The following is a 19,264-nucleotide window of genomic DNA, read 5'->3' on the forward strand; positions in this document are numbered from 1 at the left end:
GCCTGTTTTTATCAAGATTCGGTATAATGCCCTCTTTTACAAGCAAACCATTTCCCAAGGAACCCCCATGCTTTTACCCGAACAAGTCAAAACCCTGATTGAAGGCGTTACCCCTTGCGAACACGTCGAAGTCGAAGGCGACGGCCATCACTTCTTCGCCGTAATCGTTTCCTCCTCATTTGAAGGCAAAGCCCGCCTCGCCCGCCACCGCCTGATTAAAGACGGCCTCAAGCCGCAACTCGAAAGCAACGAATTGCACGCACTGTCGATTTCCGTTGCCGCCACTCCGGCCGAATGGGCTGCCAAACAGGCTTAATTCGGAATCAAACAAAAGGCCGTCTGAAAACTTTTCAGACGGCCTTTTTCTTTTCATACATATTAAACAGCGCAGGCAATCAATACAAACGCCAAACCGCATTCGACAACACGCAATCGCGGTGTCAACCCTACCGGCACAACCGCCAAACTAGCCCTGCCGTTTCGGGAAAAACTGCACCACATTCTCCCCTTGCGGCAACACCAATTTCTTCACGGCATGGCCGTACACGGTTTCAAGCGTGATGTTCAGACGGCCTTCGTTTTCAAAAATCTTATCCACACATTCCTTGGCCGCTTGCGGATTGCTGAACTTTAACGCATTCCACAATCCCAAGGTTTCCATGTCCTGCCAAAACGTTCCGGCTTTTTTATAGCTCAACTCAAGCTTGGCCGTGTCGGTTACCGGATCGTAAAAGCCGTTGTCGGCGAGCATATCGCCCAAGTCGTGCATATCAATCAGCGTGGGCGCTTCGCATTCGATGCCTTCATGGTTCAGACGGCCTGTCAGCTCGCTCAGGCTGTCGCGGCCAAAGTGCGTGAAAAACAATAATCCGTCGGTTTTCAAAGCAGCGGCCCAGTTTTTCAATACCGGCAAAATATCATCGGCGCGGCTGAGGCTAAGGTTGGCCCACAACATATCGGCGGATGCTTCAGGTAACGGCGCGGTCAGGGCTTGGCAATGCTGCGGAATGGTTTTGCCGGTCAGCTTCTGCCAGAAACCGCCTTTGCGCGCGGCGGCGGCGGTTTTCAAAAAATCGGCATTCGGATCGTATTCTTCAAACACGGCGTCGGGATAACGCGCGGCCAGCAGGCTGCGGCTGATATCGGCATCGGCACCAATCAGCATGATGCGTTTGGGTGCATTGCGGACCAGCTGCAGGCGCTCGTTGGTGTCTTGGGCGAGATGGCGGTGAATCTGCCAGCGTTTGTCTTGTTCAGTCATGGTGGGTCGTGTCAGCGGGCTTTGCCCGACAATGTTTTTATGGTTTAAGGCTGTTTCAGACGGCCTTTTCGACAAAATTGCGGTAAATTTCGGCAAATTCGTCGGCATGGCTTAAAAAAGGCGCGTGTGCGGCTTTGTCGATAAGTACCAGCTCGCTGTCGCTCAAATGGCGGTGTAAATATTCGCCCATGCGCGGCGGCGTGATGGCGTCTTTCTGTCCAAACACCAGCAATGACGGCGTTTGAATCAGCGGCAACAGCGGACGCGCGTCGGCATGGTTGACCGCTTCAAGCGCGGCCTGTAAGGCGGAAGGCGTGCCGCAGCGTGCCAAATCGGGCAGCACTCGGTTTAAGATTTCGCCGGAATGGGGCGTGTGCAGCAGTTGCAGTTGTAGAAACTGTTTAATATGTTTGGCATAATCCTGCTGGAATGCGCCGACCATCTTGCCCAAGGCAGGTTGCGCCAAGCCTTCGGGATAATCCGTATCGGCAGTCAATCGGGCAAAACTTGCCGTCAGGCAGAGCGATTGGATTTTGTCGGGATAAAGCGCGGTCAAATACAGGGCAACCAGTCCGCCCAGCGACCAGCCGAGAATGTGTGCCGGCGTGTCGATTTGTCCGGCAAAAGCTTCGGCAACGGCGGCAATATCAAACGGTTCGGCAAAAGGCGCATCGCCGTGTCCGGGCAAATCAAGCGCGCGGACGTCCCAATCGGCAGGCAGGCGCGGTATCAAATCGTCAAATACATGGCGGTTCGCCGCCCAACCGTGTATCAGATAAACTTTTTTGGCGGAGTGTGGCATGAATGTTCTTTCTTGGTGGCGCAGTTTGAAACAGCTCAATGCGCGACGTTGCGTATTATGCCACGATTCCGTTTCAGACGGCCTTTGCCGAGGCTGCGCAAACGATTTGACGGAATATTTTATCGATGCGGCACAAAGCTGCCCTTTGTGTTTCCGCCATGTCGCAGGCGGGGCAGTGTGCGGCAGTTGTCAGAAAAAGCCGCCCGCATTTGATAGAATGTGGGCCTCGCTGTATTACGAACCGCCCGTCAGCAGCATGATACGCGAGCTGAAACACTTAGCGGATTTGGGCATGAGCCGTCCGTTGGCGGATTTGATGAGCCAAAACGCACCGGACTGGCTGGCGACGGAACACTTTGATTTTGTCCTGCCCATGCCTTTGAGCAAAGAGCGGCGGCTCAAGCGCGGATTCAACCAAAGCGAGGCGTTGACGGATATTTTGGCAAAACGCTACGGCTGGACGCTGCTGCCGCGCCACGCGGTTTTCAGACGGCATGGCGAGCCGCAAAGTACGCTGAAAAGCGACGAACGTCGGCGAAATATCAAGAATGCATTTAAAATCAAAGCCGAATTGCCGAAGGCGTGTAATATTCTGTTAATTGACGATGTCTTTACCACCGGCTCGACTTTAAACGAATTGGCGAAAACGCTGAAAAAATCAGGCGCAGGCCGGATTTGTTGTTGGTCTTTGGCGCGGCCGCCAATGAAAAAATAGCTAAAATTTTTGACACCCATGGAACATTTCGGCATTATGCCACTCTATAAGTGATTGATTTATATGTTTACCATAGTTTTGTACCAACCCGAAATCCCGCCCAATACGGGCAATATCATCCGCCTGTGCGCCAATACCGGTGCCGATTTGCACTTGGTCAAGCCGCTTGGTTTCCCTCTGGATTCGTCCAAAATGAAACGCGCGGGTTTGGATTATCACGAGTTTGCCAAACTGACGGTACATGAGAATTTCGAAGACTGCCTCAAGGCCCTTGAAGGTCGCCGCATTTTCGCGCTGACCACCAAAGGCTCTACCCGCCCCGACGAAGTTTCCTTCCGCGAAGGCGATGTATTGCTGTTTGGTCCCGAAACGCGCGGCCTGCCTGCCGAAGTTCTCGACAGCCTGCCTGCCGGACAAAAAATCCGCCTGCCGATGATGCCCGACAGCAGGAGCATGAATCTTTCCAATACTGTCGCCGTGATTTTATTTGAAGCATGGCGGCAAAACGGTTTTGCCGGCGGCGTATAACAGGCCGTCTGAAACCGCTGCGTTATCAACTCAAGAACGGAACCCGTTTTGACTTTTACCAAAAAAACCCTCCTTTCCTTAGCCGCCGCCACCATCGGCGTCCTTTCCATCAATGCCGCCGTCGCCGACAGCGTGGTCCGAGTCGAAAAACTGCATCCTTCTGCCAACCGCAGTTACAAAGTTGCCGGCAAACGCTACACGCCGCTGACCAAAGTTTCCTCTTTCAGCCAAACCGGCAAAGCCTCATGGTACGGCAACCAATTCCACGGCCGTAAAACTTCCAGCGGCGAGCGTTACAATATGAACGCCCTCTCCGCCGCCCACAAAACCCTCCCTATTCCCAGCTACGCACGCGTGACCAATATGCAAAACGGCAAAAGCGTCATCGTCCGCGTCAACGACCGCGGCCCTTTCCACGGCAACCGCGTCATCGATGTTTCCAAAGCCGCCGCCCAACAATTGGGTTTCATCAACCAAGGCACGGCCAACGTCAAAGTTGAGCAAATCATCCCCGGCCAAACCGCCGCTCAAACCATTATTTCCCCAAACAACAAAGAATTTTTTGTTGATTTGAAATCCTTCGGTACCCAACGCGAAGCACAAGCTTATTTGAACCAAGCCGCACAAAGCCTGCCGTCCGACAGCAAAGTCATGCTTGAAAAACGCAACTACGAATACGTTGTCAAAATGGGGCCGTTCAGCAGCCAAGAACGTGCCGCCGAAGCAGGCGAACGCGCCCGTCATCTGAACCTGGCATCCGCCATCTGATTTCGTCCGCGTTACCGCTGAAGTTTGATACAATACAAGGCCGTCTGAAACCCGATTGCAAGGTTTCAGACGGCCTTTTTTAATCACAGGGGAACACCATGATCAGCAGGCTCACAGGCAAATTGATTGAGAAAAATCCGCCGCAGGTCGTTATCGACGTCAACGGCGTCGGTTATGAAGCCGACGTTTCCATGCAGACTTTCTACAACCTGCCCTCCGTTGGCGAAACCGTCCATCTCTACACCCAGCTTGTCGTCCGCGAAGACGCGCATTTGCTGTTTGGTTTCGCCTCAGCCGAGGAACGCGCCACCTTCCGTCAACTGGTCAAAGTCAGCGGCATCGGTGCCAAAACCGCATTGGGCATTTTGTCAGCCATGAATGCCGACGAGCTGGCGCAAGCCATCGCCGAAGAAGACGTCAAACGCCTCTCCTCCGCCCCCGGCATCGGCAAGAAAACCGCCGAACGCATGGTGTTAGAACTGCGCGGCAAACTCGTGTCCCATACCGTTTCAGACGGCCTGTTTGCCCCTGATGCCGTTGCCGACGAAAGCCAAGACATCATCAACACCCTGCTTGCCCTCGGCTACAACGACCGCGAAGCCAAAGCCGCCACCAAAGGCATTCCCAAGGGCACGGAAGTCGGCGAAGGCGTGCGCCTGGCCTTGAAAAACCTGCTCAAATAAGGCCGTCTGAAACATGAAGGCATTGGCCCTGAGCATCACCCTCTTTCTAAGCGCATGCGTCTATACCGAGACCCCGTATGGACGCACCGCCGTCTTGGACCTGCCCGTCCACTCGCAAACCACTGTCAACAAAACCGTAACCATCAACGCCCCGCCCGGGACGACCGTCATCTATCAAGACAGCGAACCCGTCCGCAATTACCCAGCCTATCCCGTTTATCCCCGCCGGGTTTATCGTTATCGATAAACAACGCTGACCGTTTGAAACCATAGGTTCAGACGGCCTGTTGAGAGACCAACCATGAAATACATCCTTCCCCTGCTTTTACTCCTGAGCGCCTGCACACCGGACACCAAGACCACGGATGCCGCATCCGACCCCAAAACACACGGCTTTGCACACCGCCTGACCGAAGGCGAAAAACTACTGACCCAAGCCCTCATCAAACAAGACCTCGCCGCCTACTTCAAACACGAAACCGGCGGCGCATTTGCCGAACAAGCCCCCTTATTCTCGGCCCAACAACTTGCCGAACAGAAAAACATCCCCAAAAACGATGCCATCGGCGTTTACGGCAAAATCATCAAAACCCAAGGCCGCACCGCCTGGCTGCAAACCGACAAGCAAACCCTCAAACTCGATTTGGCCGAACCGCTGCAAGAAACTCAAGGCGAAGTTACCCTTGTCTGCCAACACGAAAACACCGCATTCCAAGACTGCCAAACAGAAGCAAACTTCGCCCGACGCTTTACCGAACAAATTTTCTCGGCGGTCGAGTCCGGACGCGTATCCGCCCAAACAGACGCACCGGCCGAAGAAATCATGGCCGGCCGCCTCATCCCGTTTTTAAGTGCCGCCAGCGACTTTACCGGCAACTTCAAAGCCTGCGCCACCACCATGACCGAATACTGCACCAGCCGCCTGGCACGCGAAATGCCCGAATCCGCAGTCCGCAAAAAAGCACAGGAATTGGGTTTAACCGAAATAGCATTTAAAAAGAAAAAATAAATATTTAGGCCGTCTGAACCCTATGGCGGCTGTGTTATAATCCGCACCTCATACAGGTCGGACAGACAGTCGCCGCGTATCGCGTAAGGCATACGGGGAGGAAAGTCCGGGCTCCACAGAGCAGAATGCCGGCTAACGGCCGGGCGCGGTAACGCGACGGAAAGTGGAACAGAAAGCAATACCGCCGATGATTGCCTTCGGGCAAAACAGGTAAGGGTGAAAAGGTGCGGTAAGAGCGCACCGTGCATTTGGTAACAAAGCGCAGCAGGCTAAACCCCATTCGGAGCAAGACCAAACAGAACGCGATGACGCTGCTCGCCGAGCGTTCGGGTAGGTTGCTTGAGCACACCAGCAATGATGTGCCTAGAGGAATGACTGTCCGCGACAGAACCCGGCTTACCGTCCGAGCTGTATGTCCCCATACCGCGGCAGGTTTTTAAAACCTGCCGCATTTTTATAGAAATAAAAAGGCCGTCTGAAACCTGAATCTTGGTTTCAGACGGCCTTTTTTAAACCGCTGTTTATGGACGGTATTCCGGTTTCATGCCGTTGGGCAGGAGCTGCCATACATAGCCGGTGGTTTTCATTTTACCGGCCACTTCGCCTGCTTCGTCGCCATAGCCCCAGAAATAATCCACACGGACTGCGCCTTTAATCGCGCTGCCGGTATCTTGCGCCATAATTAAGCGGTTGAGGGCTTTTTTGGTGATCGGATGGGCAGTGGCGACAAATAATGGTGCGCCAAGCGTGATGTAGTGACGGTCGATGGCACCGGCGTATTCGCCCATCAACGGCGTACCCAATGCGCCCACCGGGCCTGAATCACTGCTGCCGGTCAGCTCGCGGAAGAAGACGTAGCTTGGGTTTTGTCCCAAAACTTCGGCAAGACGGCCGGGGTTTTGCTTCATATAGGCCTTGATGCCCTGCATGCTGGTCTGACCCAGCGGCAGATAGCCTTTGTCCGCCATATAGCGGCCGATGGAAACATACGGATGTTCGTTTTTATCGGCAAATCCGACACGGATGTATTTGCCGGACGGCGTTTTCAGACGGCCTGAACCTTGAATGTGCATAAAGAAAAGTTCGACCGGATCATCTGCGTAACCCAAAATCGGCGCTTTGCCGTTAAGCGCGCCGCCGTTGATTTGGCTGCGGGTGTAGTAAGGAACGAAACGGCTGCCTTCAAAACGGCCTTTCAGCGCGGTGCTGCGTGCTGTAATCGGGAATCTGGACAAGTCGGCCGTGTATGCGCCGCTGTTGTCGATGACGCCGCTGTTTGGGCCGGTTTGGCGGATGCGGACGGTGGCTTTGCTGCCCCTCAAGTTTGCAGCCAGCGGAACGGAAACAAAATCGTTCGGAATGCCGTAAATAGGGAAACGGGATTGGCTCGTGGATTTGTCGTCGCCGCGCAGGACCGGTTCGTAATAACCGGTAATGGTGCCGGCAGGATTGCCGCCGTTATCGACGCGCCATGCGGTGAAATAGCGCTCGAAAAAGTGCTTGGCTTGGAAATGGTGCACCGGTGTTTGCATGGCCTGGATACAAACGTCCTGCCAGCCTTGGCGGTTTTTAAGTTTTTCACAGCCTAAACGGAAAGATTGCAGGCTTTTGGTAAAGTGTTGGAGGTCCCAGTGCGGCAATTCGTTGTAGGAAACTACGGTGTAGTTTGCTCCTCCCCCGCTCACTGTCGTACCGACGGGATCGGGCGTACCGGTGGGGCGGTCAGGGCCTTTGATAACGCTGGTGTCGGTTTCGGGGAGGTTTTTAATGCTTTTGCTCGGACAGGCGGCAAGAATGGCCGCGGCAATGCTGACGAGCGTAATGCGGTACAAATGTTTTTTCATGAAATCAATAGCGTGTCGAAAGGCCGTCTGAAAGCGATTTTTCAGACGGCCTATGTTGGAAAGTGCTGATTTTACATAAACATAAAATACACTAAGTTATTTTATTGAACATATATCGTACTTTATCTATCCGACTATTTGGACGACGGGGCTGGCAAACAGGTTCACCGGTAGTAACATGGTACCCTTTTAACTCTGTTAAACAAACACTACGTCCATTTGTAAAGAAAGTTAAATCACTACGATATTCTTGAATACACCGAGCAGGGATTTCTCCACTAAGAATGACCTCATTATTTTTCAATTGAGTGTCTACGATGTTCGCACAATATTTAGGAGCATCGTTGTATGCTCGTGAAAGATATTCCTGTGGCGCATAAATTTTAAAACTAAGATATGGCTCTAACAATTCTGTTCCAGCTTTTTTTAAGACTTGTTCCAATACAATAGGAGCAAGCATCCGAAAATCTGCTGGGGTACTAACAGGGCTATAGTATAAGCCATACTTAAAACAGATTTTACAATCCGTCACATTCCAACCATATAATCCTTGTTCGCAACCATAGCGTATCCCTTCCATAACTGCATTTTGAAATGATTGATTTAAGTATCCAAGAGAAACCGAGCTCTCATACTGCATTCCACTTCCCAACGGAAGCGGTGATACAGATAAACCAATGGAAGCCCAGAAAGGATTTGGCGGCACTTCGATGTGAATGGTATATTCTGCATTTTTTAACGGTCTCTCCATATAAATGACTGTAGGCTCTTTTAGTTCTATCTCCACATGATACTTTTCTTGCAACAGTGCACTAATCACTTCCATTTGTACTTTCCCTAAGAAAGAAAGTATGATTTCATGTGTCGCAGAATCCACATAATATCGCAGAAGCGGGTCACTGTCGGAGATTTCTAAAAGTGCATCAAGTAACATTTCCCTTTGTTGAGGTTTGCTCGGTTCAACAGTCGTTTGCAGCAGAGGGAGGGGATTTTCAATTCTCTCTCTCTGTGGCAATAGCTTTGTATCTCCAAGAACACTATTTAACTTCAAAAACTCATTCTGCAAAATAACAATTTCCCCGGAATAAGCCTTATCGATTTTACATAATTCACCATTTATTGAAGTATACATTTCTGTAATTTTTATTTTTTCCTTTTCCGATATTCTAACCGAATCTCGCAAATGCAGTACGCCACTATAAAGACGTATATATGCAAGACGCTGTCTTTTTTCCGAATACTCAATTTTGAAAACTTTTCCGCAAAGTTCAGACTGACCTCGATGTGTTGATGAATAAAATTTATTCGTAATCACTTCTATAAGGTTATCAATCCCTATATTGTTTTTTGCACTTCCGTGATAAACAGGGAACAGGGAACAATTATGAAATCTTATGCTTTCCTCTTGTTCGAGTTCTAATGCTTCCAATAATTTCCCAGACGTATATTTCTCCAAAAGGTAATCATTTCCTTCTATTACCATATCCCATTGTTCAGATTCGGTAAAGTTCATTACACGCATATTAGGATGCAGTTCTACCTTCTGTTTGATTACAATTTCGGCAGAAAGTTTCTCTTTAATATCCTGATAAACCGTTGATAAATCAATTCCATTTTGGTCAATCTTATTGATAAAAAAGATTGTGGGAATCCCCATTTTCCTAAGTGCATGAAATAATATACGAGTTTGTGCTTGTACGCCATCTTTTGCAGAAATCAGTAGAATTGCCCCATCTAAAACTGATAATGAACGATATACTTCTGCTAAGAAATCCATATGTCCTGGCGTGTCTATGATGTTCACCTTCGTATTTTCCCACTGAAAAGAGGTTATTCCTGTCTGAATTGTAATTCCTCTCTGACGTTCTAAAAGCGTATTATCCGTCCTCGTTGTACCTTTGTCCACGCTTCCTAATTCTGTAATCGCTCCACTGTTATATAATAAGCTTTCTGTTAAGGTAGTTTTTCCTGCATCAACATGAGCTAAAACTCCAATATTAATAATTTTCATGTGATTTTCCTCCATTCAAAAACCCAAAAGGGCATAAAAATCCCAGTGATAAATACTTTTATCACTGGGATTTTTATGCATAACCATAGGTATACAAAGCATACAGATATTCTCTGGATACTTTAGAATCACATGATAAAGGTATTCTTAAACTGGGTACAAAAAACTAAGCCCTCCTAAAAAAGGACATCTAATTATTTGTTCCCGCTATCAAATTGACAGTTTATTTAAGAATACCTTGCCGCATATTTATTAACTCCTTTTAAATAGTCACTTAAATAATAGCACGTAAGAGCATATTTGTAAAGGAATCTCCAATTTTTTATCAAAAAAAGCGATTTATCGGCGCGGCGGCAATTTGACGACAACCGTATCGGCCAGCATATCGTAGAGCGTGCGGCGGTCGCGTTTGACGGAAAAGAGCATGATGAAGTTGATGAAGGCTATAAGCAGAGAAATCAGGTTTCCACCCGTGTCACTTATTGCCAACGATACAATAGTTACCACAACACCAACAGCAAGCGCCCAAACAACTTCGCGGATTAAAACTGTTCCTTCAAAACCTGGATTATTCCCGTCACTTTTTAACACGCGGATGCCCATAATTTTTTTACCTAAAGACTGACCGTCCCGGCTCATGTAATACAGTTGGAAGATACCGAAAACCAAATAAACAGCCAAAGAAATAAAAAATGTTATGGCAAAATATTCAGGGGTATTAGAAAGAGAAGACTCCGAAACTAATTCTTTGCTTTCATCTAAAGTGAAAACTACCATCACAATGAATGGCAACCATATCAAAAAAGTAAACAGATTATTCAACAAATATGCCGCAACCCTCGCCCCCGGCGAAGCAATATGGACATCTACTATTTCTGTTTGGGGCAAATCCGACAAATTGATTTTGCTCATTTAATCTTCCTCTGTACCATTAATGAAATGCAATTTCATTGCCATCTTAACCTATTTTCCTATCATTCTAAAAATTTTCGATAAAAACCTTTACATTTTCCGCAGACGGCGTTAAAACGTTTGTTTTCCCCTTTTTTATAGTGGGTTAACAAAAATCTGAACAAAGCGGCAGGCGATGCCGTTCCGATTTTTGTTAATGCACTATAAACTTATCCGGATTTTCTTTGTAAGGAGTAACACATGAAAGTAGGTTTTGTCGGCTGGCGCGGTATGGTCGGCTCTGTTTTGATGCAGCGTATGAAAGAAGAAAACGACTTCGCCCATATTCCCGAAGCGTTTTTCTTTACCACTTCCAACGTCGGCGGTGCTGCCCCTGATTTCGGTCAGGCGGCCAAAACATTGTTGGATGCCAACGATGTTGCCAAATTGGCAAAAATGGACATCATCGTTACCTGTCAGGGCGGCGATTACACCAAATCCGTGTTCCAACCCCTGCGCGACAGCGGCTGGAACGGATACTGGGTTGACGCGGCTTCTTCCCTGCGCATGAAAGACGACGCGATTATCGTCCTCGACCCGGTCAACCGCAACGTCATCGACAACGGCCTCAAAAACGGCGTGAAAAACTACATCGGCGGCAACTGCACCGTTTCCCTGATGCTGATGGCTTTGGGCGGCCTGTTCCAAAACGATTTGGTCGAATGGGCAACCAGCATGACCTACCAAGCCGCTTCCGGCGCGGGTGCGAAAAACATGCGCGAACTCATCAGCGGCATGGGCGCGATTCACGCCCAAGTGGCAGACGAGCTTGCCGACCCTTCCAGCGCGATCCTCGACATCGACCGCAAAGTGTCCGATTTCCTGCGCAGCGAAGACTATCCGAAAGCCAACTTCGGCGTACCGCTCGCCGGCAGCCTGATTCCTTGGATTGACGTGGATTTGGGCAACGGCCAGTCTAAAGAAGAATGGAAGGGCGGCGTGGAAACCAACAAAATCCTCGGCCGCAGCGACAATCCGACCGTAATCGACGGTTTGTGCGTACGCATCGGCTCTATGCGCTGCCACAGCCAAGCCCTCACCCTGAAGCTGAAAAAAGACCTGCCTGTTTCCGAAATCGAAGCGATTTTGGCAGGCGCAAACGACTGGGTGAAAGTCATCCCTAACGAAAAAGAAGCCAGCATCCACGAGCTGACTCCTGCCAAAGTTACCGGCACGCTGTCTGTTCCTGTCGGCCGTATCCGCAAACTGGAGATGGGCGGCGAATACATCAGCGCGTTCACTGTCGGCGACCAACTCTTGTGGGGTGCTGCCGAGCCGTTGCGCCGCGTATTGCGCATTATCTTGGGCAGCCTGTAATTTAGGTTGGCATGAAAAAAGCAACGGTTTGAGCCGTTGCTTTTTTTGTCACAATAAGGCCGTCTGAAATGTTCAGACGGCCTTATTTCCTATTCTTTCTTACCGGCCAAACCGATTTCTTTGGTAGAGTCGCCAACTTTGATTTGCGCCTTACCGGTAATTTCTTCAGCCTGCGGGCCGAAGAGTTTCAAATCATAACGGCCGTTTTCCACGCCATTCAAACTGGTTTTACCGCTGATGGCGGCTTTGCCATTGTTATTGGCAATACCTGCGGCAAGCAGGTCGACATTATTGTGGGAAGCCATGCTGCTGATTTTGCCGTAACCTTGTTTTTTATCGAAATCGACGGTGTATTTCAGACGGCCGCTGCGGTCATCGCCGTTAAACGCGATACCCGAATACTGATAGCTGCCTTGTTTGGGCAAATTGCGATATGCAGTTTCATCGCCTTGGACTTCGCCGACGGTGAATGTGTATGTATCGAGGTTTTGCAGCTTGCCTGCGTCATCGGCTTTTTGTTTGGCGTAACGCGCAGCAACAGTAGAATAATTTTGTTTATACACTTGGAAGTCGCCCGTTTCCAAAGTGATGACTTGACCGTTTACCTTGATTTTTTGGGCGTAGTCGTAAGAGGATACTTTATCGGTTTTCAAAAAGCCGGTATCGAGTTTGTCACCTTTTTGCAGGGTTTGCGTTTTACCGTTGGCTGTCAGGTCCAACGTACCGTTTTCAGGGACGGATTCGTTCAATTCAACGGACAACACGCCTTTCGGATGCGGATTGAGCGGCTCGGTAACGGCATTTGACAAGCCGCTTGTTGCGCCGCCGCAGGCAGCCAACATCAAAGACAGGGAAGCCGTCAAAGCAGAAATACGGAGGGTTCTCATCATTTTTTTCCTTTCCTTTTTTATTTGGTATGATATTTATCATATACCTAAAAAAATGAACAATAAATGATTTTTGTCAAAATTAAGTATTTTGAATATTGATTTTATAAATATTGAAACATTTTTAAAATATCGGGTATTCAGTCTATTCAAAGTCCCTTCCGCTATAATCATTTTATTTTACAAACGGATTTCATCATGCCGAAAATCACCCTTATCGCCGCCTACGCCGCCCGCCGCTGTATCGGCATCAACAACACCATGCCTTGGCATTTGCCCGAGGATTTTGCCTTTTTCAAATCCTACACCACCGGCAAACCCGTCATTATGGGCCGCAAAACATGGGAATCGCTGCCGCGCAAACCTCTACCCGGCCGTCAAAATATCGTCATCACCCGCCAAGCTTATCAGGCCGAAGGCGCGCAAACGGCGGCTTCTTTGGAAGATGCACTGGCTTTGTGTCAGGGGGTTGAAGAAGTCATCATCATGGGCGGCGCGCAAATTTATGCACAAGCCCTGCCGATTGCCACCGATTTGCGCTTGACCGAAGTCGGTTTGGATGTGGACGGCGATGCGTTTTTTCCTGAGTTTTCCACAGAAACATGGCAAGAAGCCTCTCGGGAAAATCATGTTTCCGCCAAAGGCATCGAATACGCGTTTGTGCATTATGTGAAGGCATAATCCGACAACGCAAAGGCCGTCTGAAACCCTGTTTTCAGGTTTCAGACGGCCTTTTTTTATCTCGTTTGTTTACGGCATACCGTTTAAGCCGTTTTGTTTTTCAAAGGCAGTTTGATATGCGGTTTGGCCGGCTTGGGTGCTTCTTTCAGTCCAAGCTCGATTTGCTGCTCTTCGCTCAACAAATTGCTCCAGTCGCCTTTTTTATACCAGTCGCGGCCGTCCAATTCGATGGGATGTTGGATGCGCTCGCAACCGTTGCCGCATTGCAAATCGTCTTCTTTGCAGTATTTGTCGCAACCCCAGCAGATACGCTCGGGATTTTTCGGGAAAATGGGAAATTTCTTGGCCATGATGTTCTTCTTTTGTTTGTGTGCGGTATGGACAGAATTATAAGTGATTTGAATGGGGCTGGCGGCGGGTTTATCGTGTTTTACGCTGATTTTTTAAGATGTGTTAACCTTTCAGACGGCCTATACTGTAAAAACTATCCCTATGCGGTACAACAAAAGGACCCAATATGAACATATGCCGTCTGAAGCCTGAATTTGTCGAGCCTTTAGCCCTCGCGCTGTTTGAGGAATGGCACGATTTTGCGCCGTGGTCGTCTCTGGACAAAATCCGTGCGTATTACGCGCAGTGCCTTAATGGGGATAACTTGCCGCTGGCATTTGCGGCTGTGGATAAGGAAGGGCGGCTGATGGGTTCGGCGGCATTGAAGCGGTTTGATATGGCGTGTTTTCCCGAATACGAATATTGGCTGGGCGATGTGTTCGTTTTGCCGCAATTTCGCGGTTTGGGCGTAGGCAGGCAGCTGGTTTCGTTTTGTCTGGATAAAGCACACGAACTGGGTTTGCCGCATCTGTTTCTCTATACGCCGGATGTGCAGGCCGTGTATGAAAAGTTCGGCTGGAAAGAAATCACGCAGACTTGGCACAACGGGGAAACCGTATCCGTCATGAAATTGGATTTATAGCTTGAAAAGAATAAAAGGCCGTCTGAACATTTGGTTTCAGACGGCCTTTGCCTTTGAATTATCCACAACTACCCTATCCGTTTAAACGGCGGCAGACAGGCCAATAATTGTTGGCCGTAGCGTTGCGTTTTGACGCGGTTGTCGAGGATGGTCACGCGGCCGTAATCCTGTTCGGTACGGATAAGGCGGCCGACGGCTTGGATCAGTTTGATGCTGGCTTCAGGCACCGTAATTTCGATAAAGGGATTGCCGCCGCGTTGTTCAATCCAGCGGTTTTGCGTTTTCTCGATGGGGTTGTCCGGCATGGCAAACGGTAGCTTGGCGATAATGACTTGCACGCAGGCCGTGCCGGGCAGGTCGAGGCCTTCGGCAAAACTGTCAAGGCCGAAAATAATGCTGGCTTTACCTTCGGCAATGGCTTGATGGTGCCTTTGTAAAAGAACGGCCTTGGGCAACTCGCCCTGCACAAGCAGAAGTGGCAAGTATTCGTCAGGCAGGCGCAAGGCGACGTCCTGCATTTGCTTGCGCGAGGAAAACAACACCAGCGTGCCGATGGCTTCAACCGGCGAAACCAGCTTCGGCAACCATTCGACAATGGCGGCCGTATGCGCATCAGGGTCTTTCGGGCTGGCATGAACCGGCGGAATATACAGCTCACCTTGCGCATCGAAATTAAACGGGCTTTCCAAAGCAAGCGTGGTGGTTTCGGGCAGCCATAATAGGCCGGTTTGGCGCAAAATCAGGTTGAAGCTGCCGAGCGATTGCAGGGTAGCCGAAGTCAGCACCGCACCTGCCGCGCGCCGCCACAGATTGTTGGCAAGGTGGGATGCGCTGCTGATGGGGCTGGCGTTGAAAATATAGTCGTTTTTGTCGTCGGCACGGCGGGTTATCCATTTCGCCAACGGCTCTTCGCCCTCGATGGGAACGGTGGAGAGTAAATCCCAAACCGCACTGATTTGTTCGATACGGGCGATAAAAAGGCCGAACTCGCTGGTCAGGCGGTCGAGGAGCGCGCCGTCCTGTTCTTTTTCGCGGCGTGCGGCGGAAAGCGCATCGTTCAGGCCGATAACGTGTTTGAGCAGGCTGCGCGCAGCAATGGCCGTATTGGAAACCGTGGTTTCAAGGCCTTCGGGGATTTTGCCGTCTTCCCACAGCCAAGTCGGTTCGTTGTGTTTCCGCCTGTCATTTTCAGACGACCCCAGACTTAAAGACGGCTCTTCCACCAAATGGAACTGCCATTCGTGCAGGCTGTCGAGCAAGGATGTGGCAGCTTCGTCGGCAAGGTTGGCAAGTTCGGCTTTATCGGTCAGCGCGGCAATTTTGCCGGTAAGCTGCGGCAGTTTTTCCAGCGTCCAAACGGCAATATTCCATGAATGTTCGGCGGCAAAACGGCTGAGGGCTTTTTTGGGCAGGTGGTGCGCTTCGTCTATGCAATAAAAACTGTTTTCGGGCGCAGGCAGAATCACACCGCCGCCCATGCTGATGTCGGCAAGCAGAAGATCGTGGTTGGCAACGACGACATCGACGGTTTCCAAAACATCGCGTGCCAGGTAAAACGGGCATTCCGGACGGTTGGGACAGGCGGATTTCAGGCAGCCGTGGCGGTCGTTGGTCACTTTGAGCCAAATCGCGTCATCGATTTTTTCCGGCCAAGTGTCGCGGTCGCCATTAAAGCGGCGGGCGGAAAATTCATCGGCAATGTTACGCAGCAGGTTCAATTCTTCCGGCTTGGGTTTGCTGTCCCACAACACTTCCGGCGCTTCAAAACCAAGCAGGTTTTGCTGGGCATTGTTTTGCGTCAGTTGATAGAGTTTGTAGGGGCAAAGATAACGACCGCGTCCCTTGGCAAGCGCAAAGGTCAGCTCCAAACCGCTTTTTTCGACCAGAAACGGCAAATCTCGGTCAACCAACTGCTCCTGCAAGGCCACTGTCGCACTGCTGACGATCAACCGTTTGCCGCGTGTTTGCGCCATGATTCCACCGGCCAAAAGGTAGGCCAACGATTTACCCACACCGGTTGGCCCTTCGATCACGGCAATGCTCTCGCCCTCGCGTTTGGGCGCTTCTTCGCCTTCTTCACGCGTCAACGTCCGCGAAAAAGCGTTGGCAATCGCCGCAATCATTTCCCGCTGCGAAGCGCGCGGACGGAAACCGGGCAGGTTTTTGCCGATGTTTTGGTAATGGTCGCGGATGGCGTTTTTTTCTAAATCGGTGAGCATTGAGGCCGTCTGAATGGGTTTGCAAGAATAGCGTATTTTAGCATTTTTACCTTCATGAAGCCTTCGTAAAGTCTTACTCTATTTTAGGGTTTGGCATTTTGATGGCGATGGCCGAACCGAAAAACCATAATCGGTTTTGATCAAGCAAAAGGCCATCTGAAACTTTAGCCGCACTGATGCAGAGGCACCCACAATTTTTGCTTTTCGGATTTGTTTTTCTCGTAGCGGTTCCACGCTTTTTCATGAAAATAAAAGACGACGGTATTGACGATGGGTTCGACCAAAGCCACCGCACTGGAAACACCGATACTGCCGGTCAGAATATAGGCGACACTAAATGCGACGCTGAAATGCAAAATAGCAAATGTAATGGTTTTAATCATTAGGTTTTGTGCGGGCTACGGCTTGTTTCAATTATTAAACTGGAATCATTCTGCTAAAGCAATCATATAGATTTTTACCAATTAAATAGATATTTTGGAATTTTACTTCTTCAGGCATTTGTACACCAAATTCATCAAAATAATCTTCTTCATCCCATTCATTTTCATGATCCCAATAGAAAATTTGCCCAATTCTTTCTCCTTGAGTACATAGACAAATCAAATCACCAAATTCATTACTTGATATTGGTAGAAAATTATCTGGTATTCTATTTTTGTATTTTTCAAGCCTTTCACTAATTTGGGAGTTTTTTTGGTAGTTTATATTTTCACCATAAAAAAAACCTAAATCACCACCACTCCATTCGATATTACCACCTACAGGAATATCGTCATCAGGATAACAATATTCAGGCAAATCACTATATGGGGTTAACTTAAATTCTTTTATAAATCCTGTCTCTCCACCAAATAATTCAAGATAATCCAAATAATCTGAAAATTCTTCTTTAGTAATATCTAAAAATTTGGACATTAATTTTCTAGATGTAGGAATCAGTGGTTCAAATGTAAACCTTTGAACTCCACCCATTTTCTCAACTAAACTCTTAATTTTCATTTTCATTACTCCTTTCAGTTATAATTTGTCAAATAATCAACATTTCTCCTTAGGTTGTTTATTACGCATAGTACATGTATGTATTCCACATATACGTTACATTAAAACTGAAAATTTCATGTAGACTAAGAATTGCTTAAATCAGGGAGGATAATAGGTTTGTAACTAAGTACTTTATCAGCTATTTCCTCGGAGCTCATGTTTGTCCAATATATATAATCTGATATATTTGGATCTGTGACCAAATTTTCTAATTTTTCAAGAAATACATCTTCATCCTCTTCTGAACCTTCAAAATTTCTTAACTGATCAATCAATTTGATTAAATATAATCTATCTAACATAATGCTATCCTCTTCCAAAATGGTATTTCGGGTCTAGTATCTCTTTATGGAATTTTGGTGTAACAATCAGCTTATTTTCCTGATACATTGATGTTTTAATCACTATATAATAATTATTATCAACTAACGCGTATATTTTAAATCCTTTATCCTTATTTAGATTTTATAAATCGATATTTTATTTTTGATAGGAATTTTATGAATTCGCTCCAAATTGTCGTCCTCGACCGCGATACCCTCGTCAACCGTCCGTTTGAATTTGATTTTCCACACACATTAAGCAGCTACGGCACAACCGAAGCGCACGAAACGCTGGCGCGTATCCGCGGCGCGGACATTGTGATTACCAACAAAGTCGTGATTTCCGCCGAAGCATTTGCCGAAAATCCACAACTCAAGCTGGTTGCCGTTACCGCGACAGGCGTCAACAATGTGGATGTTGAGGCCGCCAAACAAAACGGCACGGCCGTGTGCAATATCCGCGCTTACGGTAATGAATCCGTGGCGGAACACGCGTTTATGATGATGATTACCCTGATGCGCAACCTGCCTGCCTATCAGCGCGACGTTGCGGCAGGCTTGTGGGAAAACTCGCCGTTTTTCTGCCACCTCGGCGCACCGATGCGTGATTTAAACGGCAAAACGCTGGCGATTTTCGGTCGCGGCAATATCGGTAAAACGCTGGCAACTTATGCACAGGCTTTCAAAATGAATGTCGTGTTCGCCGAACATAAAAATGCCCAAAGCGTCCGCGACGGCTATGTTTCCTTTGACGAAGCCATCCGCTCCGCCGATGTCGTGTCGCTTAATTGCCCGCTCACGCCGCAAACGGCCAACATGATAGGCGAAGCCGAATTGCAGCAAATGAAACCCGGCGCCATCCTCATCAACTGCGGGCGCGGCGGCCTGGTTGATGAAGCCGCTTTGGTTGCGGCGTTGAAATACGGCCAAATCGGCGGGGCAGGTTTTGACGTGTTGACACAAGAGCCGCCGCGCGACGGCAACCCTCTGCTGAAAGCCCGACTGCCCAACCTCATCGTTACGCCACACATTGCATGGGCAAGCCAAGAGGCCGCCAACCGTCTGTTTGACATTCTTTTGGACAACATCAACCGCTTCGTGGCCGGCAATCCGCAAAATCTGGTTTAATCTATGGAAAACCTGTTGATAAGGTTGTGAACAATTTTAAAGGCCGTCTGAAATATTCAGACGGCCTTTATTAATCTTTATTTATTTCATAAAGTTATCTATCAATTAGGTTAAATCGTT

General features: G+C 48.8%; 23 protein-coding genes and 1 other RNA gene. 12 read left to right on the forward strand and 12 right to left on the reverse strand.

The window, feature by feature from the left end; translation table 11 throughout:
* Positions 1–67 precede the first annotated feature (67 nt).
* Positions 68–316: a BolA family protein gene (locus tag HMPREF2560_RS02050; RefSeq protein ID WP_003686612.1), complete on the forward strand. Its 249-nt coding sequence runs from the start codon at positions 68–70 to the stop codon at positions 314–316.
* A 150-nt stretch (positions 317–466) separates the two neighbouring features.
* Here HMPREF2560_RS02050 and HMPREF2560_RS02055 read toward each other — a convergent pair whose 3' ends face one another.
* Positions 467–1,261, reverse strand: a complete 795-nt coding sequence (locus tag HMPREF2560_RS02055) for a class I SAM-dependent methyltransferase (RefSeq protein ID WP_070873666.1) — start codon at positions 1,259–1,261, stop codon at positions 467–469.
* Between the two features lie 55 nt (positions 1,262–1,316).
* Complete coding sequence (gene bioH, locus HMPREF2560_RS02060; RefSeq protein ID WP_070504086.1) at positions 1,317–2,063, reverse strand: pimeloyl-ACP methyl ester esterase BioH; 747 nt, start codon at positions 2,061–2,063, stop codon at positions 1,317–1,319.
* Between bioH and HMPREF2560_RS02065 the strand changes: the two genes are divergently transcribed.
* The 7 genes from HMPREF2560_RS02065 (at position 2,062) to rnpB (ending at position 6,181) form a co-directional block, all read left to right on the forward strand.
* Positions 2,062–2,778, forward strand: a complete 717-nt coding sequence (locus HMPREF2560_RS02065) for a ComF family protein (RefSeq protein WP_070606585.1) — start codon at positions 2,062–2,064, stop codon at positions 2,776–2,778. The two genes, bioH and HMPREF2560_RS02065, sit on opposite strands and share 2 nt — an antisense overlap.
* Before the next feature lie 63 nt (positions 2,779–2,841).
* On the forward strand, positions 2,842–3,306 hold the full coding sequence (gene trmL / locus HMPREF2560_RS02070; protein ID WP_049329344.1) for a tRNA (uridine(34)/cytosine(34)/5-carboxymethylaminomethyluridine(34)-2'-O)-methyltransferase TrmL: 465 nt from the start codon (positions 2,842–2,844) through the stop codon (positions 3,304–3,306).
* A gap of 48 nt (positions 3,307–3,354) precedes the next feature.
* Positions 3,355–4,074 carry a septal ring lytic transglycosylase RlpA family protein gene (locus HMPREF2560_RS02075; RefSeq protein ID WP_070587848.1) on the forward strand — a complete coding sequence of 240 codons (720 nt, stop codon included), beginning with the start codon at positions 3,355–3,357 and terminating at the stop codon, positions 4,072–4,074.
* Positions 4,075–4,172: 98 nt separating this feature from the next.
* Entirely contained in the window at positions 4,173–4,757 is a 585-nt protein-coding gene (gene ruvA, locus HMPREF2560_RS02080) for a Holliday junction branch migration protein RuvA (protein WP_070606583.1), read from the forward strand.
* A 13-nt stretch (positions 4,758–4,770) separates the two neighbouring features.
* A complete protein-coding gene (locus HMPREF2560_RS02085; RefSeq protein WP_049335660.1) occupies positions 4,771–5,004 on the forward strand; it encodes a hypothetical protein in 234 nt (77 codons plus the stop codon).
* A 54-nt stretch (positions 5,005–5,058) separates the two neighbouring features.
* Complete coding sequence (locus tag HMPREF2560_RS02090; RefSeq protein ID WP_070873667.1) at positions 5,059–5,766, forward strand: hypothetical protein; 708 nt, start codon at positions 5,059–5,061, stop codon at positions 5,764–5,766.
* A 53-nt stretch (positions 5,767–5,819) separates the two neighbouring features.
* Positions 5,820–6,181, forward strand: an RNA gene (gene rnpB, locus HMPREF2560_RS02095) — RNase P RNA component class A.
* A 106-nt stretch (positions 6,182–6,287) separates the two neighbouring features.
* Here rnpB and HMPREF2560_RS02100 read toward each other — a convergent pair.
* From HMPREF2560_RS02100 to HMPREF2560_RS02110, 4 genes are all read right to left on the reverse strand, one after another.
* A complete protein-coding gene (locus tag HMPREF2560_RS02100; protein WP_070873668.1) occupies positions 6,288–7,610 on the reverse strand; it encodes a murein transglycosylase A in 1,323 nt (440 codons plus the stop codon).
* Between the two features lie 91 nt (positions 7,611–7,701).
* Positions 7,702–9,621, reverse strand: coding sequence for a tetracycline resistance ribosomal protection protein Tet(M) (tet(M), locus tag HMPREF2560_RS02105; protein WP_063856397.1), 1,920 nt, complete (start codon positions 9,619–9,621; stop codon positions 7,702–7,704).
* A gap of 15 nt (positions 9,622–9,636) precedes the next feature.
* On the reverse strand, positions 9,637–9,753 hold the full coding sequence (locus HMPREF2560_RS10800) for a tetracycline resistance determinant leader peptide (RefSeq protein WP_001791010.1): 117 nt from the start codon (positions 9,751–9,753) through the stop codon (positions 9,637–9,639).
* A 207-nt stretch (positions 9,754–9,960) separates the two neighbouring features.
* On the reverse strand, positions 9,961–10,533 hold the full coding sequence (locus tag HMPREF2560_RS02110; protein ID WP_070587859.1) for an RDD family protein: 573 nt from the start codon (positions 10,531–10,533) through the stop codon (positions 9,961–9,963).
* 240 nt (positions 10,534–10,773) lie between these two features.
* Between HMPREF2560_RS02110 and asd the strand changes: the two genes are divergently transcribed.
* Complete coding sequence (asd, locus tag HMPREF2560_RS02115) at positions 10,774–11,889, forward strand: aspartate-semialdehyde dehydrogenase (RefSeq protein ID WP_070606570.1); 1,116 nt, start codon at positions 10,774–10,776, stop codon at positions 11,887–11,889.
* Between the two features lie 89 nt (positions 11,890–11,978).
* On the opposite strand, the gene HMPREF2560_RS02120 is transcribed toward asd, so the two are convergent.
* Positions 11,979–12,776 (reverse strand): factor H-binding protein, encoded by a 798-nt coding sequence (locus tag HMPREF2560_RS02120; protein ID WP_070873669.1) that lies wholly within the window; start codon positions 12,774–12,776, stop codon positions 11,979–11,981.
* A 198-nt stretch (positions 12,777–12,974) separates the two neighbouring features.
* Here HMPREF2560_RS02120 and HMPREF2560_RS02125 point away from each other — a divergent pair, with 198 nt between their 5' ends.
* A complete protein-coding gene (locus HMPREF2560_RS02125; RefSeq protein WP_003747727.1) occupies positions 12,975–13,457 on the forward strand; it encodes a dihydrofolate reductase in 483 nt (160 codons plus the stop codon).
* An 83-nt stretch (positions 13,458–13,540) separates the two neighbouring features.
* On the opposite strand, the gene HMPREF2560_RS02130 is transcribed toward HMPREF2560_RS02125, so the two are convergent.
* On the reverse strand, positions 13,541–13,807 hold the full coding sequence (locus HMPREF2560_RS02130) for a DUF3079 domain-containing protein (protein WP_003686685.1): 267 nt from the start codon (positions 13,805–13,807) through the stop codon (positions 13,541–13,543).
* 167 nt (positions 13,808–13,974) lie between these two features.
* Here HMPREF2560_RS02130 and HMPREF2560_RS02135 point away from each other — a divergent pair, with 167 nt between their 5' ends.
* Entirely contained in the window at positions 13,975–14,430 is a 456-nt protein-coding gene (locus tag HMPREF2560_RS02135) for a GNAT family N-acetyltransferase (protein ID WP_070873670.1), read from the forward strand.
* Positions 14,431–14,498: 68 nt separating this feature from the next.
* Here HMPREF2560_RS02135 and dinG read toward each other — a convergent pair whose 3' ends face one another.
* The 4 genes from dinG to HMPREF2560_RS02155 all read right to left on the reverse strand — a co-directional run bounded on the left by dinG (position 14,499) and on the right by HMPREF2560_RS02155 (position 17,995).
* Positions 14,499–16,649: an ATP-dependent DNA helicase DinG gene (dinG, locus tag HMPREF2560_RS02140; RefSeq protein WP_070873671.1), complete on the reverse strand. Its 2,151-nt coding sequence runs from the start codon at positions 16,647–16,649 to the stop codon at positions 14,499–14,501.
* A 164-nt stretch (positions 16,650–16,813) separates the two neighbouring features.
* Complete coding sequence (locus HMPREF2560_RS02145) at positions 16,814–17,032, reverse strand: DUF2061 domain-containing protein (protein ID WP_070826381.1); 219 nt, start codon at positions 17,030–17,032, stop codon at positions 16,814–16,816.
* A 34-nt stretch (positions 17,033–17,066) separates the two neighbouring features.
* Complete coding sequence (locus tag HMPREF2560_RS02150) at positions 17,067–17,651, reverse strand: SMI1/KNR4 family protein (protein ID WP_070829737.1); 585 nt, start codon at positions 17,649–17,651, stop codon at positions 17,067–17,069.
* A gap of 125 nt (positions 17,652–17,776) precedes the next feature.
* Positions 17,777–17,995, reverse strand: a complete 219-nt coding sequence (locus tag HMPREF2560_RS02155) for a hypothetical protein (protein ID WP_003743387.1) — start codon at positions 17,993–17,995, stop codon at positions 17,777–17,779.
* Positions 17,996–18,193: 198 nt separating this feature from the next.
* Between HMPREF2560_RS02155 and HMPREF2560_RS02160 the strand changes: the two genes are divergently transcribed.
* The gene (locus HMPREF2560_RS02160) at positions 18,194–19,144 is read left to right on the forward strand and encodes a D-2-hydroxyacid dehydrogenase (protein WP_070873672.1); all 951 of its coding nucleotides are present in this window, start codon (positions 18,194–18,196) and stop codon (positions 19,142–19,144) included.
* Positions 19,145–19,264: the final 120 nt, after the last annotated feature.

Source organism: Neisseria sp. HMSC078H04 (assembly GCF_001838135.1).
GTDB lineage: Bacteria > Pseudomonadota > Gammaproteobacteria > Burkholderiales > Neisseriaceae > Neisseria.

Excerpts from the sequence above, each read along its gene's own strand:
- HMPREF2560_RS02050 (WP_003686612.1), top strand. The coding sequence starts at position 68 with ATGCTTTTACCCGAACAAGTCAAAACCCTGATTGAAGGCGTTACCCCT.
- trmL (WP_049329344.1), top strand. The coding sequence starts at position 2,842 with ATGTTTACCATAGTTTTGTACCAACCCGAAATCCCGCCCAATACGGGC.
- bioH (WP_070504086.1), bottom strand. The coding sequence starts at position 2,063 with ATGCCACACTCCGCCAAAAAAGTTTATCTGATACACGGTTGGGCGGCG.
- HMPREF2560_RS02155 (WP_003743387.1), bottom strand. The coding sequence starts at position 17,995 with ATGTTAGATAGATTATATTTAATCAAATTGATTGATCAGTTAAGAAAT.
- HMPREF2560_RS02150 (WP_070829737.1), bottom strand. The coding sequence starts at position 17,651 with ATGAAAATTAAGAGTTTAGTTGAGAAAATGGGTGGAGTTCAAAGGTTT.
- ruvA (WP_070606583.1), top strand. The coding sequence starts at position 4,173 with ATGATCAGCAGGCTCACAGGCAAATTGATTGAGAAAAATCCGCCGCAG.
- HMPREF2560_RS02065 (WP_070606585.1), top strand. The coding sequence starts at position 2,062 with ATGAATGTTCTTTCTTGGTGGCGCAGTTTGAAACAGCTCAATGCGCGA.
- dinG (WP_070873671.1), bottom strand. The coding sequence starts at position 16,649 with ATGCTCACCGATTTAGAAAAAAACGCCATCCGCGACCATTACCAAAAC.
- HMPREF2560_RS02130 (WP_003686685.1), bottom strand. The coding sequence starts at position 13,807 with ATGGCCAAGAAATTTCCCATTTTCCCGAAAAATCCCGAGCGTATCTGC.
- HMPREF2560_RS02120 (WP_070873669.1), bottom strand. The coding sequence starts at position 12,776 with ATGAGAACCCTCCGTATTTCTGCTTTGACGGCTTCCCTGTCTTTGATG.
- asd (WP_070606570.1), top strand. The coding sequence starts at position 10,774 with ATGAAAGTAGGTTTTGTCGGCTGGCGCGGTATGGTCGGCTCTGTTTTG.
- HMPREF2560_RS02160 (WP_070873672.1), top strand. The coding sequence starts at position 18,194 with ATGAATTCGCTCCAAATTGTCGTCCTCGACCGCGATACCCTCGTCAAC.
- HMPREF2560_RS02110 (WP_070587859.1), bottom strand. The coding sequence starts at position 10,533 with ATGAGCAAAATCAATTTGTCGGATTTGCCCCAAACAGAAATAGTAGAT.
- HMPREF2560_RS02135 (WP_070873670.1), top strand. The coding sequence starts at position 13,975 with ATGAACATATGCCGTCTGAAGCCTGAATTTGTCGAGCCTTTAGCCCTC.
- HMPREF2560_RS02145 (WP_070826381.1), bottom strand. The coding sequence starts at position 17,032 with ATGATTAAAACCATTACATTTGCTATTTTGCATTTCAGCGTCGCATTT.
- HMPREF2560_RS02055 (WP_070873666.1), bottom strand. The coding sequence starts at position 1,261 with ATGACTGAACAAGACAAACGCTGGCAGATTCACCGCCATCTCGCCCAA.
- HMPREF2560_RS02085 (WP_049335660.1), top strand. The coding sequence starts at position 4,771 with ATGAAGGCATTGGCCCTGAGCATCACCCTCTTTCTAAGCGCATGCGTC.
- HMPREF2560_RS02100 (WP_070873668.1), bottom strand. The coding sequence starts at position 7,610 with ATGAAAAAACATTTGTACCGCATTACGCTCGTCAGCATTGCCGCGGCC.
- HMPREF2560_RS02090 (WP_070873667.1), top strand. The coding sequence starts at position 5,059 with ATGAAATACATCCTTCCCCTGCTTTTACTCCTGAGCGCCTGCACACCG.
- HMPREF2560_RS02125 (WP_003747727.1), top strand. The coding sequence starts at position 12,975 with ATGCCGAAAATCACCCTTATCGCCGCCTACGCCGCCCGCCGCTGTATC.